Here is an 18,269-nt window from a genome sequence, read left to right on the forward strand (position 1 = left end):
TGCAATGAGTTAATAAGTAAATGAGGAAAGGGGGGTAGTTATTTGTTAATGGTTAATGGTTATTAGTGAAAAGTGATTAGGGATTAGTTAATTGAACACTCCCATTTGAAACCTGAAACCTAAAACCTAAAACCTGAAACCTAAAACCTAAAACCTGAAACCTGAAACCTGAAACCTGAAACTTCTGGACTCTCAACCCTCAACTCTCAACAACATAGCATCATAACAGCGTAACAACCTTGAATAGTGATTAGTGATAAGGGGGTTAGTTATTTGTTAATTGTTATTAGGGAAAAGTGATTAGGGATTAGTTAATTGAACACTCCCATAGCGATATTTGAAACCTGAAATCTGAAACCTGAAATCTGAAACCTTGAACCTCTGGACTCTCAACCCTCAACAACATAGCTACATAACAACGAAAAAAACCTAATTATTAATTGAACAACATCCCACATCATTCCAATTCTTTTACCAATACTTTTTTGGCGAAGGCACTTTTATGAGCTTCGCATAGGGAACAGCAATAGGTTTCGGGCAGTTCGTTGAATGGGGTTTGCCGATCGATATTTTGTGTTATGTCGCCATACTCTGGGTCGTAAATGGTTAGGCACTGCGTACATTGGTATACTTCTGCTTCAACGGTATCTTTTTTTTCTGTTTTTTTATTGGGGGTGTCTTGTCCTTCACCTAAAACATCAAAATACATTTTGCTAAGTTCAATTAACAGGCCGGGGAGTTCCACTTTATCTACATCCTGCACATGGATTAGGTATTCCATTGTATTTGGGTCGAAGTTTTTGGCATAAAGTAGGTTATAGGTATCGCGTATTTTAAAATCGACCGAAATTTCGGGCTGTTTGTTCTTTTCAATTACAATAGAGGTAAAATAATAGGCTTTACGGGTATAATCGGTAATTCCAAAGGTAAGCCCGTAAGTACTGATGTCGTTTTGATCGAAATTGGAGACCAGGTATCTTTTAAGTTTCAAAGCTTCTTTATTGGCAACGGGCAAATGCCAGTTTAGTTCCAACATGGAATGGCGGACATTGATGCCTCTTTTTCCTAAAAATTTTTCCCATTTTAATTTAAACTCTGTCTGGATTCCTTTAATGATAAAAGATTTCCATGGCGTAATGCCTATTTTACCTATTTTGCATTCGGCACACAGATCGCACATGGATTTTAAAAAATCTAGGTCATATTTATTGTTTCTCCAATAAAGTCCCAGCCAATATTTGTCGGTGCCCATCCTGTTCATTCCTTCATAATAAGGAAAAGGGTGAAAAGGTACATGCAAGGGAGTGTCTATATTTCTGTTGTTAGCATCCACGGCATCGTTTACCAGCTCGAATACCGTTGAAACATTTTCGGGTTCTTCTTGCAGGAACGCCTCAATGACAACCGACACCTTAGCAATATCCCAACTATAGATCAATACCGGGTACATGGCCGTTTTTTCCCATTGCGGGAGCCTTATGTACAAATACCAATAATCTTCGTGCGGGGAAGCAATAAAGTTTAAATGTCCGGTATAAAGTGGAACGAGCCTTTGTTTGGGGTCGGCAATGTTGATTTTTAATAATGGTTGATGCCTAAATTGTTCTAAGATATACAAATAGCGGTCTCCCGTCAACCAACTGGTATTTGGGAAAATATCGGCAGAAATATAAGAGCACATAATGTTCTCTGTACCTTTAGCATTGGGCGCAATCCATTCCAGGTCGTTAAAATTATCGAGCTGTTCCCGTTTAATCTCTTTGTTGAAAAGAATGTCCTGCCGGGAGCCAAAAGAAATACTTTTTAGGCCCGAATTTTCGGCGCAGGTTACTATGTTTTTAAGCTCGCCGGGAGATAAAACGCCTCCTTTTATAATTAAGCGGTACAATTCTTTTCTCATTGTTTTGTTTTTTACGTGAGTACGGCACTGTTTTTTAGGAGTTCCCTTACTTCAGTCTTACAACTTCCGCAACCCAGGCCTGCACCGGTTTGTTTGCATAAGGCTGTAAAGTCGGTACATCCGCTGGAAATGGCCTCCTCTATATTTCCGGTGCCCACTTGGCTGCACGAGCATATTAATTTTCCTTTTACGGGTTTTGTATTTCCGCTTCCGCGGAGCAGGGTGTCCCTTTTGTGCGAAAGTTCTGTTTTGTTTTCGATCATCTCCTTAAACTCGGCAAATTCGTTTTTATCGCCCATAAGGATGGCCCCTACCAGTAAATCGTCTTTTACAATACATTTTTTATAATAGCGCTTGCTTACGTCCATGAATATAACTTCTTCATAACTGCTATCGTTTTCGGGAATGTTAAGGTCTCCTATACTGCACAGGTTGAGGTCGTTAAACTTAAGGATGTTCATCAACACAGAACCTTTGTATGAACTGCTGATATCTCCGGCGATAAAATTTGATAAAATATTGGCTTGTTCTTCCGCTGCGGAAGTAATTCCGAACAGTTGATTGTTAAACTGCGCAATTTCGCCAATTGCAAATATCGATGCATCTGAAGTTTGCAAATGTTGGTTTATTTTGATGCCTCTTCCACAGTTTATTCCAGATTTTTTGGCAATTTCTATGTTCGGCCGTGTACCAATGGCATACACAATGGCATGTGCATTAAAGCTTTTACCACTTTTAAGCGTTATAAAAAGGTCGCCAGATTCTTCATCGTCAAAAACAGTGCTAACCTCATTGTCAAAATAAATCTGTACGCCTCTTTCCTGGACGTCCATGGCAAGTAATTTACTGGAAGTTTTATCCAGCTGGCGCTCCATAAGTCTTGAGGAACGTTGAATAATGGTAATTTTCATGCCTTGGTGCTTAAGAGCTGCGGCAAGCTCCAATCCTAGAAGTCCGCCCCCAACAATAACCACATGTTTTTCTTTTGTTGGGAGTTTAATTTTGTCCAGATGAAGTTTAAATTGGTCGGCATTTTCTTTGCTCCTAAGCGTATACCTGCCCGGCAGGTTTAATTGTACATCGTTTGGAACAAAGGCCCGGCTTCCGGTAGCCAATATCAAGCGGTCGTAGCTGTATAAATTTCCATGTGCGTCCGTAACGGTTTTTTGCTCCCTGTTGATTTGTGTGATGGAAATTCCGCCATGAATGGCTATTTTGAGTTTCTTCAGCTCGTTTTCCTTCATTTTTTGAAGCTGTTCCCAAGTAAGTTCTTCGGTAACATATTCCGGTAAAAGCACACGGTTGTAAAACGGATTTTCTTCTTCTGAAAAGACATCAATTTCATCCAGTGGGTTATGGTCCCGGTAATTTTGAACAAACCTGAACGCGGCGGCACCTGCGCCAACAATTATAATTTTTTCTTTCTCTTTTTTATATTTTGACACCGAAACGACCGTAAATTTAAAATCGGGTTCTTTAGATTGTGGGTCAACAATGGTATTGGTAAGGTTGTTTGCCCGGTTAAGGTCGCTTTTTAATACTTTTCCCCAATGCATCGGGATAAAAATAACGCCCTCACGAACACTGTCGGTAACTTTTGCTCGAAGCCGTACCGTACCCATTCTACTTTTAACTTCGGTAATGTCGCCATTTTTTATATGGTACAAATAGGCATCTACGGGGTTTATTTCTATTACTGGGCTGGGGTAATGCGTATGCAAGCGGGATACCTTGCCTGTCTTTGTCATGGTGTGCCATTGATCCCTGATTCTTCCGGTTGTTAAAATTAACGGATGCATTGCATCGGTTGGAATAGATGCATTTTCTGTGCTGTATGGAACATTGAAAATTGCTTTTTGCGTTGGCGTGTAAAATTTCCGGTCTTCAAAAAGGCGCTGGGTTCCTTTGTGCCTATATTCTGATACCGGCCATTGTATTGTGCCTTCGTTTTTAAGTCGGTCGTAATTTAAAAAGGAAATGTCGATGTTTGTTCCTTTGGTCATGGAACAATATTCCCTGTAAATTTCTTCTGTTGAATTATAATTAAAGCCCCGATAGCCCATTTTTGAAGCAAAATCGCATAATATTTCAACATCGGGCCTGGCTTCACCTGGGGCATTCAGTGCTTTAGGAAGGTATGAAATCCGGCGTTCAGAGTTGGTCATGGTACCATCTTTTTCAAGCCACCCGGCAGCGGGGAGCAATAAATCGGCCATTTTAGAAGTATCTGAAGCATGCGAAATATCCTGAACAATCACAAATTTGGCGTTTTTCAAGGCTTTTTCAATTTTTCTGGCATTGGGCATGCTCACCATTGGGTTGGTACATACAACCCATATGGCTTTTAATTTTCCTTTTTCGAGCGCATCAAACATTTCGGTAGCTGTATAACCGACTTTCCCCGAAATACTGTTTACGCCCCAAAATTGAGCTACTTCTTTACGGTGGGTTTCATTGAAAAGGTTTTTATGAACCGCCAATAAATTTGCCATTCCGCCAACTTCGCGGCCTCCCATGGCGTTGGGTTGTCCGGTAAGCGAAAATGGACCCGAACCGGGTTTGCCAACTTGCCCAGTAATGAGGGACAAATTGAGCAGTGCAAAATTTTTATCGGTACCAATTACGCTTTGGTTTAGCCCCATTGCCCACATGCTTATGTAGCCATTGGAAAGCCCAATCATGTCGGCGGCTTTTTTAATATCGTTTTCTGGGACACCACATATTTTTGAGGCTTTTTTTAGGGAAAGGGACAGTATTTGCTCTTTGTATTTTTGATAGTTTTCGGTGTGTTCTTTTATGAAATTGTAATCAATAAGTCCGCGTTCCAATAAACGCCTTCCAATGGCATTGTACAGCACAATATCTGTACCGGGGATTATTTGCAAATGAAGGTCGGCAAAATTAGCAGAATCGGTTTTTCGCGGGTCCACGACAATAATTTTCACTTCGGGGTTTTTCTCTTTATGCTGTTCTATCCTTCTAAAGAGAATAGGGTGGCACCAAGCGGGATTTGCTCCTGCAATTAAAAAGCAATCGGCCAATTCTATGTCGTCGTAAGCAATGGGTACCGAATCTTCGCCAAAAGTCTTTTTATAACCAACAACTGCCGAGCTCATGCATAGCCTAGAATTGGTATCGATGTTGTTGGTTCCTATAAAACCTTTGGTGAGCTTATTGGCAATGTAATATTCTTCTGTTAAACACTGGCCAGAGACATAAAAACCTACACTGTCCGGGCCGTGTTTCTTTATAATCGATTTAAAAACCGAAACCGCCCTTTCCATGGCATTTTTCCACGAAACACGTTCCCGTGGATGCGATTTGCTCCAACGCATTTCGGGGTACATAATCCTATCAGAGATATCATTGGCAACATAATGAAGGTTCATTCCTTTAGAACACAACATCCCCCTGTTTACGGGATGGTCTTTATCGCCTTCGACCGTTATCCTGTTTTGGGCATCTTTTTTTACAATTATGCCACAACCAACACCACAGTACGAACAAGTTGTTTTTACTTCTTCTGTCATCATTCTATCACCGATTTTAAACTAATTTGCATATTTTAATTTTAAAATGAAACAGGGCTTCCCCATTATTATGAATACAATAATTTTAGCAGCCAACTATTTTTAGATTCATAATTTTAATCCTTAATGATTAACCATTTGCAGGGCTGAGTTTTCCAGATGGCTGTTGTGTTTCCATGCGTGCAACTTTTTCGTCTTGAACAGAAAATCTAATTGCTAGGGCCGTTATGCCTGTTACAATTACAAGAAAACCAATAATTAGGTATCCACTTGATACGGCATTTGCAGCAGCTTCAGCTTGAGCTGTTTTAATAAGGTCATTGCTTAGTCCCTGACTTTCGGCAATGGCTATTTTTTCGGCAATAGCCGATTTTGACTTCAGTAAAATAGCGGCCAGAAAGGCACCTACATTCCCACCGGCACCAACAATACCCGAAATAGAACCAATGGCCCTTTTGTTTATAAATGGTACAACAGAAAATGTAGCCCCTTCGGCCATTTGTACACTCAGGCTAAATGCTACGAGGAAGAAAATGCCCAATGTTAAACTGGTAATGGTAGAAAACACGGAAAGCATGATACCTTCTACCGCCAATATTATGGCCAAGAACAAAACCCTGCCACGCAGGCCTTTTTTGTTGCCAAACCTGTCGCCAAAAAAGCCGCCTAAAGTCCGGGCAAAAATATTCATTAGAGCAAACGATAGCACAATGTTCCCGGCGGTAATCCTTTCCAGCCTAAAAGTGTTTTGCAAATAGTCGTCCATGGTGCCATATACGGTTAATTCTATTCCAAAACACGCTGCATAAACTATAAATAAAATCCAGACCCTGTAATCTTTAATGGCCTCCAGAAAGCCTACTTCATCTTTTTTGGCATTCGGTATTTTTTTTCCTTTTTCTTTCAACTCTTTAAAATTCCCTTCGGGAGTGTCTTGCGTAAAAAAATAGTATACAATGCCCATTAAAAAACAAATGCTTCCTGCAATAACCATTGCATAGCGCCAGGCATCGGTTTCGGCAACGCCAAAACTTATTACGGCCGCGGCAATTAGCGGCATCCCCAAACGATTGGCTCCCCCGCCCAGATTACCCCATCCTGCCGAGGTGGCATTGGCTGTGCCAACTACATTGGAAGCAAACATCAAGGAAGTATGAACCTGCGTAATAACAAAGGAAGCACCTATAAAGCCAACAAAAAGCCTACACGCCAAAAATTGAAAAGGAGTTTGCACCAAACCGGTCAGGATTACAGGAATGGCCCCCAATATTAAAAGCCATGTGTAGCAAAGCCGTGGCCCATATTTATCGCATAATTTACCAATTAGCAATCTCGCAAACACGGTTCCAGTGACCGCTAGGATAACCGCGTTCCATTTTTGGTCTGGAGACAAGCCAAGCTCTTTTACCACATCTGGCATAAAGGGCACAATGCCAAACCATGAAAAAAAGCACATGAAAAAGGCAATAGCAGATATCCAGAACGTTCTTATGGGAATGCTTTTTAAATTGGTTAAATTTAATTTTGTAGCTTTTGTTGTAACTATAGTTTTCATAATACTTAATTTTGATTTAAAAATAAGTATTAATACGTAATTTTAAATCAAATTATGTAAGTATTTAGAAAGAATTATTAAAAAAGGAATTAAGCTGGTTTATTTTGTAAAAATGCTAAAAATCAACTATTTATTATGTGGTTTTTTAAATATGAAGGTAATTGGGTACGAAGTTGAATTACGCATGTTTAACCTTATATAAGATTGTGCATTTGCGCTTTGTTGACCAGCTCGATCTGGTTTTTTACATCCAGTTTTTTCATTAAATTAAAACGGTGTACTTCGGCGGTGCGTTTGCTTATTTTTAGTTCTTCGGCAATTTCTTTATTGCTCAATCCCTTTAAAACCTGTTCCAGTATTTGTTTTTCCCTTTTGGTGAGGTTAAATTCGTTTGTGTTTGTAGTGTCTTTCTTTTTAGGTTTTCCGTCAACAAAATTATTGATGATGATAGAAGAAACATCGCCTGCAAAATATTTGCCACCTTCTGCAATGGTATGTAGGGCCTTGATGAATTCTTCTTTGCTGGCACCTTTTAACAGATATCCGTCGGCCCCGGCCTGTATGGATTGTACAACGTATTCTTCTGAATCGTGCATGGAAAGAACCAGGGCTTTTATATCGGTTGGGGCAGATTTAAGCTTTTTTACAACTTCAATGCCATTCATTTCGGGCATTCTAATATCGACCACCAAGATATCGGGTTTGTTTTTGGCGATAACTTCCAGTGCTTCTTTTCCGTTTGAAGCTTCATCTATTACCTGAATGTTTTCTTCATCTTCCAATAACGATTTTATCCCGTCTCTAACAAGTACGTGGTCGTCTGCCAAAATAATATTGATTGTGCCCATGAATGTCCTGTAGCTTTTCTAAGTACGAAAATACGGAAAAATACTTAACCAGGGTTAATCCGTTTATAGGGATTGTCAATAAGCATTTTGAAGTTTCAAACAGGCACATTTAAGGTAACCCGGGTACCTTCGCCTTGTGTTGAAGAAATAAACAAGCGTCCGTTTATATATTTTATACGTTCTTTCATAAATGTAAGTCCCATGCCGCCTTCGCCATTTTTCCGGGACTGGTTTTTTTTGGGATCGAACCCTTTTCCGTTGTCGTCAATGGTAATACTTAAAACTTCATTGCTATGGGAAATCGAAACAATGATGTGCGAAGACTCTGCATACTTTATGGCATTATTGACTGCTTCTTGCGTAATTCTGTATATGTTTATTTCTGTAAGCGAATCTAACCGATCGTTAAAATTGGTTTTATTAAAAAGTACAATGTCTTTTCCCGTAAATTTGGAAAGCTCCAAGGTAAGTTTTGTAAGTGCCGAAACAATGCCGTGGTCTGTAAGTTCTGGCGGGGTAAGGTTAAAGGTGGCCGTCCGCACGCCTTTAATAATATTGCTTGTAAGTTCTTTTAGGTGAGAAATTTTTTCGGCCGTTTTTTCCCGGTTGGAAACATCTATACTTTCAATGTTGTATTTAAGTCCCGTAAGCATTTGCCCTATACCGTCGTGTATGTCTTTGGCAATTCTGTTCTGTTCTTGTTCCTGATTTTCAATAATTTTTGCTGACAGCTCTTTTTGTTGGTCCATTTCGGCCTGGAAGCGCTCTTTTGTAAGTTTTTCTATTTGAATTTGCGCCTTTTTGCGTTCCGTAATATCAAAACAAATTACAAGCAGTTCTTCTTTGTGGGTTACCGGGTGGTACGGAATTAACGACATTTCCAGCCATACAGATGCATTGCCGGCCGTAGTTCCCTTAATTTCCCCTTGCCAGCCCGTTTGTAGGTGGTCTTCAATAATTTTTTTTATTTGCTCTTGCTCACTTACATGGGTTGAAATGACTTCGGCAAATTTTGTGTTTCCCGAAAAACTCCTGTAATTAAACAAACTGCTGAATTTATTTCCCAGTTCTATTAAATAACCATCGGTAGAGATGCGGGCAAACAGTAGTGTTTGCTCCATAACAAGGCTCAAAGCCTTTAGTTGTTTAACAGACTCTTCCTTTGCCTGGCTTAATTTATCGGCATTGTAGGCCATCTCCTTTGCTCTTTCTTCCGATAGCAATAAATTCTTTATGGTTTGCTTGGTACGTTTGGCTGCCGGCCAGAATATCAAGAGAAATTCGGCTAGTAAAATTGCAAGGGTAATGATTAGCAGTACAAATTCTAGTTTCTGTAATTTTTCTACTTTTTGTGTGGCTTCACGGTCGTATTGGTTTACAATGCGGTCCATGAGGGTCAAAAAATTTTTTTCGTGGAAAAGTATGCTGGAAATCTCACCGCTGATTTTTTCAGAAGAAAAACCGTTTTGTTTCGATTTTTGCAGGATATCGTTCGTGGCATTTTGTATTTCTATAAATGAAGGCTGAAGCTCGTTGAACATGCTTTTGATTACTTCCGAATTATTCCCTTCAAGCTGCATAAGTCCGCTTCCATTTTGCAACGCCCTGTGTGAATTTACCCATAACCGAAGCGTGTTCTCCAGCGTGTCCAATTGTGTTTTGGAAATAGAATGGCTTAGCAGCAACACTTCCTTACTTAATTTCTGGCTTAGCATACGCTGCCTTCCCGCAATGTTTACAATCTTGGCATCGTCCCGCTGATCGCTTAAATATTTGCGTACCAACAACTGACTGACAATAACCGACAAGGCAATGGCACTAAGTGCTATAATGTACAGTTTCCTTAAACGGTTAAAGGTATTCTGGTCGAGCGATGTGACCTTTTTGTCCATGATTGAATGTATAACTTATTTTGGAAGTCTTTCCTGTTTTATTAAGGTTCTTTTTAAGCCAGTGCTTTTTTAATAAGGGAAAAACTTTTTTCGTCCAAAGGTAGTTCTAAAGCAGCTTTGTGTCCTTTTTCCGACATTTTACCCCATGTTTTTTGAAGGATATCTACTACTTTTTCATCAGGATGTTTTTGTGCGAAATCTTCAAAATAATAATGAAGGAAAACCAAACAGACAACATCTTCCAAAGTTTGGGAATCGGGGTCTTTTTTTAGCATTTTCTTCCGTATTAAAAAAGAAACACGTTCAATAAACTCAACATTGTAACCAACTTCGGAAAGGATTTCGGAGGTCATGTCGGCATGCATCTTTTTAAGTTCTTCCCGCCATTTTAAATACCCAACGCGGTCCATGGGATACGAGGAGCGGTCTATTTTCCAACGGGCAATATGCTGTGCTCTTGCGGCAATTTGCAATTCTTCATTGGCTTGAGGATTAAAATCAAGCAATGCCTTGGTCATTCTTTGGGCATATAAAAGCTCTTTTGGATATTCCTTACCTTGATAGACCTCTTTGTTTGGGTCTTTTGCGTTTTCTTTGTCTATTTTTTCAATGGCTTGTTCAAAACTCGGTTGGCTCATAGCTTCATAAATTAATCGGTGAAGCCAATATACACATTTTCGTTTTCAATTTTAACAGGATAGGTTGCAATTTTATAATCGTCGCCATTAAGGTTTTCACCGTTTTCAAGCGAAAAAGTTTTTTTGTGTAGTGGGCAGGCTACCTTTGGTGTTCCGCTTAGGTCGCCTATCATTCCTCTGGAAAGTACCATTTCCATTTTGTGCGGACATACATTTTGGCAGGCGTACCATTTTGATTTTCTGGTGAAGTTGTATACTGCTATCTGTTTGGCCTTATATTTTATGCAGGCTCCACCGTTTTCGGGAAAATCATTAATTTTTCCCACATGAAACCAAGTCATTACTTTTGTTGATGCAACCGATTGATATTGTTGAAGTATTTGTTCCATTGTGTATAATTATTTTGAGAGCATTCGTTATTAAAAAAATAAGGTTCAGCGTTCAGTTGGCAGGTTTTACAACTGACACATCCTACCAACTGATATAGCTGACCACTGTATGTGTTTATCTCCAGGCCTTTGGCATTTTCTGTTCCCTTAACGGCACGTATTCTATGTTGTTATCGGTATCGTTGGAATTTACAAAATGTTTAAAGCGCTTCATCATTTCCGGATCTTCAATGGCCTGTTTCCATTCGCACTCGTATTGGTTTACCAAACCCTGCATTTCTTTTTCAAGTTCTTCGGCAATGCCCAGGCAATCTTCAATAACAACTTTTTTTAAGTATTCAATCCCGCCATCCAATTTTTCCAGCCATGGCGCGGTTCGGGTAAGGGGTGCCGCAGTGCGGATGTAAAACATTAAAAACCGATCAAGGTATTTTATACAGGTTTCGTCGTCCAGTTGCTCGGCCAGTAGAATGGCATGTTTGGGCGTGGCACCCCCGTTACCGCATACATATAGGTTCCAGCCACCTTCTACGGCAATTAAGCCAAAATCTTTTCCGCGGGCTTCGGCACATTCCCTGATGCAGCCAGAAACGCCGCCTTTTAATTTATGCGGAGAACGTAGGCCCCTATACCTATTTTCAATTTCTATGGCAAAAGAAACGCTTTCGTGCATTCCATACCGGCACCATGTGGAGCCAACACAACTTTTTACGGTCCGAAGAGATTTTCCATAGGCATGGCCGCTTTCGAACCCGGCATCGATGAGTTCTTTCCAAATAAGGGGAAGTTCGTGTAGTTCTGCGCCAAAAAGGTCAATGCGCTGTCCGCCCGTAATTTTTGTGTACAGATCGTATTTTTTGGCAACGCTCCCGAGCACCATTAACTTTTCGGGGGTTATTTCCCCACCGGGAACACGGGGTACAATAGAATAAGTGCCATTTCGTTGAATGTTTGCCAGAAAACGGTCGTTAGAATCTTGAATGGTAATCTGTCTATTGGCGGTTTCCATATAGATACTTGCAAAAAGCGAAGCCAGTGCAGGCTTGCAAGTTTCGCAGCCATTACCTTTGCCAAAGAGGTTTAGGGCTTCGTTAAAAGTTGTTATTTTGTTTATTTTTATTAAATCGTACAGTTCCTGTCGGTTATAGCTAAAATGCTCGCACAAGGTTTCCTTTACTTCTTTCCCCAATGCTTTTAAAGATTCGTTTACCAAATCTACAACCATGGGTTTACACCCGCCACATCCAGTGGTAGCCTTAGTGTTTTTAACAACATCTGAGACAGAGCAGCAAGTTTCGTCTTGTATCATCCCGCAAATGGCCCCTTTAGAAACACTTTCGCAAGAACATATTTGTGCCGAATCTGGAAAATCCATAACACTTCCCACGGAAGAAGCTTCGCCGCCCCTTGCGCCAAGGATTAAATCTTCAGGATTTTCGGGTAGCTTCATTGCATTGATATACAGTTGAAAGAGCGTGTTGTAATCTGAAGCATCTCCCACTAAAATTCCGCCGAGAAGTTTTTTTCCATCTTTGGTAACATTAATGCGTTTGTAAATTCCTTTGTGTTTGTTTTCAAAAGAAATTACCGCGACTTCATCATTTTCAATAAAGGGATCGCCAAAACTGGCAACTTCGGTTCCAATAAGCTTTAATTGCGTAGACATGTCTATAGACGGGGCCATGGTTAGGTCTCCACCTGTAATTTGCTCGACGGCCACATTTGCCATATCGTAACCCGGTGCAACCAACCCATATATTCCGTCATTGTACAGGGCAACTTCGCCAATTGCATAAATATCTTTTTCAGAGGTTTGCATTTTATTGTTTACCCAAATACCACCACGTTCGCCAATTTTAATTCCAGAGTTTCTTGCCAGCTCATCCCGCGGGCGGATGCCGGCCGAGATAATGAGCATATCTACTTTTAAGGAAGAATTATCATTAAAAGCCATGCTTTCAATGCCATTTTCACCAAGGATTTCACTGGTTGCTTTCTCCAAGTGGACTTGTATGTTCATGGCTTCAACTTTTTGTTTGAGCAGGTTGCTGGCTGGAAGGTCGAGCTGCCTTGGCATTAGCCGGGGCGCAAACTCTATTACATGTGTGTTCATGCCCAGTTCTTTTGCGGCGTTGGCAGCTTCTAGCCCCAATAAACCACCGCCAAGCACGGCCGCTTCTATTTTTCCTTCAGATTTTAATTTAGAGGCATAGCTCTTCATGGCATCCAGGTCTTCAAGGGTACGGTACACAAAAACACCCTTTTTTTCTACGCCTTTAATTGGTGGGATGAAGGGTGAGGAGCCCGTAACGATAACTAAATAGTCGTATGTAAAGCTTTCGTTTTTATAGGTTTTTATTTCTTTTTTTGAAGGGTCTATAGACGAAATCAATGAAGAAGTATGCAGTTTTATATTGTTTTCCAAATACCATTTTGAAGGTGCCAGTAAAAGTTCGTTGGCAGATTTATCGCCAAAATATTCACTTAAATGAACACGGTCGTAAGCAGGCCTGGGTTCTTCGCCAAATACTTCAATTGAAAAATCCGTGCTATTGGCTTTATTTACCAGTTTTTCGCAAAACTTATAGCCAACCATTCCATTTCCGATAACAATGACTTTCTTCATAACTACGTAAATCTGAATTCAAATATAAGTAAAAATACTTAATTTAAAATACGTATAATACTTAATTATGATATGGATACTTATTTTTATGGAATTGTAAATTTGAAGTTGGTTTATTTTTTAAATGGATAATTTTAAGCGGTTTAATGATGCATATGCATAAAAAGAAAATCCGTAAGCATTATAAAAACGCCTACGGATTTTTGGGTTTGGGTTTACCTATTACTATTTTATGGTTGTTCTTTTAGAACATGTATCCTAATCCTGCAGAAAATACGGAGTTGTGGATATCGCTATCTTCAACAATCTCTGTTAGCCCGTATGAATATCTGGCTTGAAGGAAGAATCCGTTTTCAAATTTATATTCTGCACCACCCGTTAATTGAAAATCAACATCATTAATGGCGTCTGTATCAAAATCGCCTGCGTCTTCAGTGGGTTCAAAATCAATTTCCTCGTTTACTTTAAACCCAACTTGTGGACCTGCGTGCAGGTTAAAGCCATCTGCTAGATATAGCTTTGCTAAAAGTGGTACCTGAATGTAATCTACCTGAAATTCGCCATCGGGCTCGTCTTCCCGGTCGTTTATTTCAAAACCTTGACCAGAATAGAAAACCTCCGGTTGAACAGAAAAACGCTCGCTTAATGGCGCTTCTGCCACCAAACCGGCATAAAAGTTTGTCCTTGAATCCGGACTGTCAATATCGTCTCCGGTAACACTGGAAAAGTTTACACCTCCACGTGCCCCAATCTGGAACTCGCTGGACCACGATTGTGCACTTGCAATACTACCTATTAGTAAGGCTGCTATAATTAAAACTTGCTTTTTCATAATTGTCTTTTGTTTGTTATTAATCAAATTTGTTAATCCAAAATTAGGAGGCAGGGAAATACAAAAGCGTTAATTGAATTATAAGTTAATTGTAAGAATAACTTAAAAACCATGTAGAATATATTCTTTTTTATACGGTCTTATTGCTGATGGGATATTCCTATATATTTAATTACAGCCATTTTGAGTATTGTTTTTCGTTTCAATTATAATAGCAAATGCATAAAAAGGTGTTATAAATTCTTTAACTTTTTAAATTTTATATCTTTACCAACCTTAACAAAATAGATGCTTTTAAATGAAAAATTATCTTCTTGTACTTGTAATTGTAATCATTTCTTGTAAAAACGAACCAAAACAAACTAACAAAGCTGCGGAACCGGCTATAAAGAAAGACAGTATAGTTACGGTTGACAGTACACTGTTAAAAGAAGAAAAAAAGGTTGAAATGCCCGCTCTTGATAGTGTAAAGGACACTGCTTTTGTACGCTTGGCAGATTATAGCGACGATTTTGTTTATGAGATGAAATATGCCACAACCGATAATTTTTTAAAAGCACAGGTGTACGATTGTGGCGAATGCTATGTACGGGCAATTACGGCAAGGGCACTTTTAAAGGCAAATAAAGCTTTTATGGAAAAGGGTTACCGCATTAAATTTTTTGATTGTTACCGCCCGCACGATGTACAAAAAAAGATGTGGAAAATAGTACCCAATGCAACCTATGTTGCAGATCCGGCCAAAGGCTCCATACACAACAAAGGAGGAGCCGTGGACATAACACTTACCGATTTGGAAGGCAAAGAACTGGACATGGGTACACCTTTTGATTTCTTTGGGAGAAAGGCCAGGCATGCCTATCAAAACCTTCCAGAAGAAGTGCTTGACAATAGAAAACTATTGAAAAGCACCATGGAATCCTTTGGTTTTGGTGCCATTACTTCAGAATGGTGGCATTACAATTACAAGCCCACTTTAAACTATAAAATTGCAAATTTTACATGGGATTGTAAATAATACTTATAAAATTTCAAAATTATAACCCGACTCTAAAAGCTTTTTGTAGTTTTCGTGGTCGAACCTATAGTAATAGGCCCCTCTTTTGGAAGAACTCTTATCTTTTTCGTCCAGTTTTTTCAACACCTTGAACGAAAGCACTTTCTTTCTAAAGTTGCCTGGGTCTAGATTACGCTGAAAAATGGCTTCGTATAAACTTTGTAACTGCGGAATGGTAAACTTTTCGGGCAACAGTTCGAAACCAATGGGCTGGTGTTTTGCTTTTCGGCGTAGCTTGGCCAAGGCATCTATTACCATTTGGTCATGGTCCAAAACCAAATCGGGCAATTCGTCGAGTTTGTACCAATATGCTCCGTGTTTTTCGGTAAGTTCCCTATCGTATTCATCAATTCTTATTAAGGCAAATTGTGCAACCGAAATACAGCGGGCCCCATCGTCTCGGTCTGCCTTGCCATAGGTTAGCGATTGCTCGAAAAAAACATTGTCTAAACCGGTAATCTCTTTTAATACCCTTCGAGCGGCATTATCTACATCTTCGTTAATTTGGACAAAGCTTCCAATGAGCGACCATGCTCCTTTTTTGGGAGCTACACGTCTTTTAAATATAAGGAGTTTTAATTCTCCATCGTCAAAACCAAAAACAATGCAGTCGGTCGCAACGTGCATTTTTGATTCATCTTTATAATATTCTTCTGCGCTTGAAATCATTGATGATTATAATTTATTTGAAAATATTTTAAAATTACAATAAAAGTATATATCACTTTTATTATATTTGCTTCACGTAAAATTAGCAAGATTTGAAAAATACGACGCAATCTGATAATAGGCAAGAAAACTTTTTGGATTTAAAAAATTTTAAGGGCGAGGTTTCTGTACATTCACCCGGAAGGATTAATTTAATAGGGGAGCACATAGACTATAACGGGGGGCATGTTTTGCCCGCTGCCATCGATAAAAAGATTTACCTTTCTTTTAGAAAAAACGGCACGAATGCATGCCATATATGGTCTAAAAATTACCAAACAGGTTTTACTATCGATCTCGATGAGGTTAAACCCAGCCAAACAGAATGGCAAAACTATATTTTGGGCGTTATTCATTACATACACGAGTTAAAACCAAATACGGTAAAGGGGTTCGATTGCGTTATTGACAGCCATTTGCCAATGGGTTCTGGTATTAGCTCTTCGGCCGCTTTGGAATGTGGTTTTGCCAGCGGACTCAACAAGCTTTTTAATATCGGCCTTACCAAAGGTGAAATTATAATCCTCTCCCGCGATGCCGAACATAATTATGTAGGTACCAAATGCGGGATAATGGATCAGTTTGCAGTGGTAAAAGGAAAAAAGAAGCACTTAATTTTACTCAACTGCCAAGATTTGGAACATCAGCTTATAAAATCTGAATTTGTGCCATACCAACTTGTGCTGTTAAATTCCAATGTATCGCATAACCTTGCAAGTAGCGAGTACAATACAAGAAGGAAAGAATGCGATGAAGCATTGGGGGTTGTAAATAAAAAATATCCGCAGTACAAATATTTGGTAGAAATACCAGAAAACGTAATCATGACATTTAAGGACGAGCTTCCCGAAAAAGTCTACAACCGCGCCTTGTATGTTATACAGGAAAACAAACGGACACTCATGGCCGCAAATGCATTGGAGGATGAGCTTTTTGAAGTATTTGGCAATTTACTATATCAATCGCATCATGGGTTACGTAATTTATATGAAGTTAGTTGCGACGAACTTGATTTTATGGTGGATTTTTCAAAAGATTACAATTATGTTTTAGGTTCCAGGATGATGGGCGGTGGTTTTGGAGGGTGTACCATTAATTTAGTTCACCAGGATCATGTTTCTTCATACATTGAAAAAATTGGCAAGGCCTACAAAGAAAAATTTAATATTGAATTGAGCCCTATCGAAGTAAACATAAGCAATGGGGTGGAAATACATTGAAAATGAGCAATACAATAAACAATAAACCGCATAGAAGATATAATATTTTAACTGGCGAATGGATTTTGGTTTCGCCACACAGGACCAAGCGTCCTTGGCAAGGCAAAAAGGATCAAAAAAGTGAATTACAAAAAGTAGCTTACGACCCAAATTGCTATTTATGCCCAACCAACGAAAGGGCGAGCGGAGACGTAAACCCAGACTATAAGGGAACCTATAGTTTTACAAACGATTTTGCCGCGCTTTTACCCGATGTGGAGCCAGAACAATACAAAGAAGGTTTGTTGCAGGCCGAAACCGAAATGGGAAGATGCAAGGTAGTTTGCTTTTCGCCCAATCATGCGCTTACATTGCCGTTAATGGAAGTCGAAGAAATTACCAATGTAGTAAAACTATGGAAAGAAGAATATAAATCCCTTGGAGAAAAAGAAGGGATTAACCATGTGCAAATATTCGAAAACAAAGGCACCATCATGGGGTGTAGCAATCCGCACCCGCACGGGCAAATATGGTCGCAGTCTTCTATTCCGCAAGAGGTTGTAAAAAAACAGGAAAAGCAAAAAGAATATTGGGAGGCCAACAACAGCAGCTTGTTGCAGGATTATTTAAAGCAGGAGCTTGAATTAAAAGAGCGTATATTACTGGAAAACGATCATTTTGTGGCCTTAATGCCTTATTGGGCCGTTTGGCCTTATGAAGCCATGATCGTGCCAAAAGAACATTACCAGGCCATTTCCCAGTTAAACGAAAAAGAAGAAGTTGCCTTTGCTGAAATTATTAAAGAATTGACCATAATGTTTGATAATCTTTTTGAAACTTCGTTCCCGTATTCATCAGGAATACACCAACGTCCTACGGATGGTGGGGAACACCCGGAATGGCATTTTCATATGTCATTTTATCCACCGTTGTTGCGCTCGGCAGAAGTAAAGAAATTCATGGTAGGGTACGAAATGTTTGCCAATCCCCAAAGGGACATCACGGCAGAATCTGCGGCAGAAACGCTCCGGGGCCTTCCAAAAGTACATTATAGTAAAAAGTAAACGATAAGGACCAAAATTTATATTAATAAAA

At 39.5% G+C, this 18,269-nt stretch carries 13 protein-coding genes; 3 read left to right on the forward strand and 10 right to left on the reverse strand.

The window, feature by feature from the left end; translation table 11 throughout:
• Positions 1-457 precede the first annotated feature (457 nt).
• The 9 genes from PSF86_RS13835 to PSF86_RS13875 form a co-directional block, all read right to left on the reverse strand.
• Positions 458-1,900, reverse strand: coding sequence for a rubredoxin (locus PSF86_RS13835; protein ID WP_277900684.1), 1,443 nt, complete (start codon positions 1,898-1,900; stop codon positions 458-460).
• 11 nt (positions 1,901-1,911) lie between these two features.
• Positions 1,912-5,433: a nitrate reductase gene (locus tag PSF86_RS13840; protein ID WP_277900685.1), complete on the reverse strand. Its 3,522-nt coding sequence runs from the start codon at positions 5,431-5,433 to the stop codon at positions 1,912-1,914.
• Positions 5,434-5,560: 127 nt separating this feature from the next.
• Positions 5,561-6,985, reverse strand: coding sequence for an MFS transporter (locus tag PSF86_RS13845; RefSeq protein WP_277900686.1), 1,425 nt, complete (start codon positions 6,983-6,985; stop codon positions 5,561-5,563).
• Positions 6,986-7,179: 194 nt separating this feature from the next.
• Positions 7,180-7,833, reverse strand: coding sequence for a response regulator transcription factor (locus PSF86_RS13850; RefSeq protein WP_277900687.1), 654 nt, complete (start codon positions 7,831-7,833; stop codon positions 7,180-7,182).
• 95 nt (positions 7,834-7,928) lie between these two features.
• Complete coding sequence (locus PSF86_RS13855) at positions 7,929-9,725, reverse strand: sensor histidine kinase (protein WP_277900688.1); 1,797 nt, start codon at positions 9,723-9,725, stop codon at positions 7,929-7,931.
• A gap of 53 nt (positions 9,726-9,778) precedes the next feature.
• A complete protein-coding gene (locus PSF86_RS13860) occupies positions 9,779-10,363 on the reverse strand; it encodes a DUF4202 domain-containing protein (RefSeq protein ID WP_277900689.1) in 585 nt (194 codons plus the stop codon).
• 11 nt (positions 10,364-10,374) lie between these two features.
• Positions 10,375-10,752: a nitrite reductase small subunit NirD gene (gene nirD / locus PSF86_RS13865; protein WP_277900690.1), complete on the reverse strand. Its 378-nt coding sequence runs from the start codon at positions 10,750-10,752 to the stop codon at positions 10,375-10,377.
• 115 nt (positions 10,753-10,867) lie between these two features.
• The gene (nirB, locus tag PSF86_RS13870; RefSeq protein WP_277900691.1) at positions 10,868-13,378 is read right to left on the reverse strand and encodes a nitrite reductase large subunit NirB; all 2,511 of its coding nucleotides are present in this window, start codon (positions 13,376-13,378) and stop codon (positions 10,868-10,870) included.
• A gap of 244 nt (positions 13,379-13,622) precedes the next feature.
• The gene (locus tag PSF86_RS13875; RefSeq protein ID WP_277900692.1) at positions 13,623-14,210 is read right to left on the reverse strand and encodes a porin family protein; all 588 of its coding nucleotides are present in this window, start codon (positions 14,208-14,210) and stop codon (positions 13,623-13,625) included.
• 298 nt (positions 14,211-14,508) lie between these two features.
• Here PSF86_RS13875 and PSF86_RS13880 point away from each other — a divergent pair, with 298 nt between their 5' ends.
• Positions 14,509-15,228, forward strand: coding sequence for a M15 family metallopeptidase (locus PSF86_RS13880; protein ID WP_277900693.1), 720 nt, complete (start codon positions 14,509-14,511; stop codon positions 15,226-15,228).
• Positions 15,229-15,231: 3 nt separating this feature from the next.
• On the opposite strand, the gene PSF86_RS13885 is transcribed toward PSF86_RS13880, so the two are convergent.
• Positions 15,232-15,936, reverse strand: a complete 705-nt coding sequence (locus tag PSF86_RS13885) for an NUDIX hydrolase (protein WP_277900694.1) — start codon at positions 15,934-15,936, stop codon at positions 15,232-15,234.
• Positions 15,937-16,028: 92 nt separating this feature from the next.
• On the opposite strand from PSF86_RS13885, the gene galK reads away from it, so the two are divergent.
• Positions 16,029-17,195, forward strand: coding sequence for a galactokinase (galK, locus tag PSF86_RS13890; protein ID WP_277900695.1), 1,167 nt, complete (start codon positions 16,029-16,031; stop codon positions 17,193-17,195).
• 2 nt (positions 17,196-17,197) lie between these two features.
• Positions 17,198-18,238 carry a UDP-glucose--hexose-1-phosphate uridylyltransferase gene (locus PSF86_RS13895; protein ID WP_277900696.1) on the forward strand — a complete coding sequence of 347 codons (1,041 nt, stop codon included), beginning with the start codon at positions 17,198-17,200 and terminating at the stop codon, positions 18,236-18,238.
• Positions 18,239-18,269: the final 31 nt, after the last annotated feature.

The organism is Galbibacter pacificus (genome assembly GCF_029603165.1).
In the GTDB taxonomy this organism is placed as follows: domain Bacteria; phylum Bacteroidota; class Bacteroidia; order Flavobacteriales; family Flavobacteriaceae; genus Galbibacter; species Galbibacter pacificus.

Bases quoted from the DNA above. Each gene is read 5' to 3' on its own strand.
- PSF86_RS13835 (WP_277900684.1), bottom strand. From the start codon at position 1,900: ATGAGAAAAGAATTGTACCGCTTAATTATAAAAGGAGGCGTTTTATCT.
- PSF86_RS13840 (WP_277900685.1), bottom strand. From the start codon at position 5,433: ATGATGACAGAAGAAGTAAAAACAACTTGTTCGTACTGTGGTGTTGGT.
- PSF86_RS13845 (WP_277900686.1), bottom strand. From the start codon at position 6,985: ATGAAAACTATAGTTACAACAAAAGCTACAAAATTAAATTTAACCAAT.
- PSF86_RS13850 (WP_277900687.1), bottom strand. From the start codon at position 7,833: ATGGGCACAATCAATATTATTTTGGCAGACGACCACGTACTTGTTAGA.
- PSF86_RS13855 (WP_277900688.1), bottom strand. From the start codon at position 9,725: ATGGACAAAAAGGTCACATCGCTCGACCAGAATACCTTTAACCGTTTA.
- PSF86_RS13860 (WP_277900689.1), bottom strand. From the start codon at position 10,363: ATGAGCCAACCGAGTTTTGAACAAGCCATTGAAAAAATAGACAAAGAA.
- nirD (WP_277900690.1), bottom strand. From the start codon at position 10,752: ATGGAACAAATACTTCAACAATATCAATCGGTTGCATCAACAAAAGTA.
- nirB (WP_277900691.1), bottom strand. From the start codon at position 13,378: ATGAAGAAAGTCATTGTTATCGGAAATGGAATGGTTGGCTATAAGTTT.
- PSF86_RS13875 (WP_277900692.1), bottom strand. From the start codon at position 14,210: ATGAAAAAGCAAGTTTTAATTATAGCAGCCTTACTAATAGGTAGTATT.
- PSF86_RS13880 (WP_277900693.1), top strand. From the start codon at position 14,509: ATGAAAAATTATCTTCTTGTACTTGTAATTGTAATCATTTCTTGTAAA.
- PSF86_RS13885 (WP_277900694.1), bottom strand. From the start codon at position 15,936: ATGATTTCAAGCGCAGAAGAATATTATAAAGATGAATCAAAAATGCAC.
- PSF86_RS13895 (WP_277900696.1), top strand. From the start codon at position 17,198: ATGAGCAATACAATAAACAATAAACCGCATAGAAGATATAATATTTTA.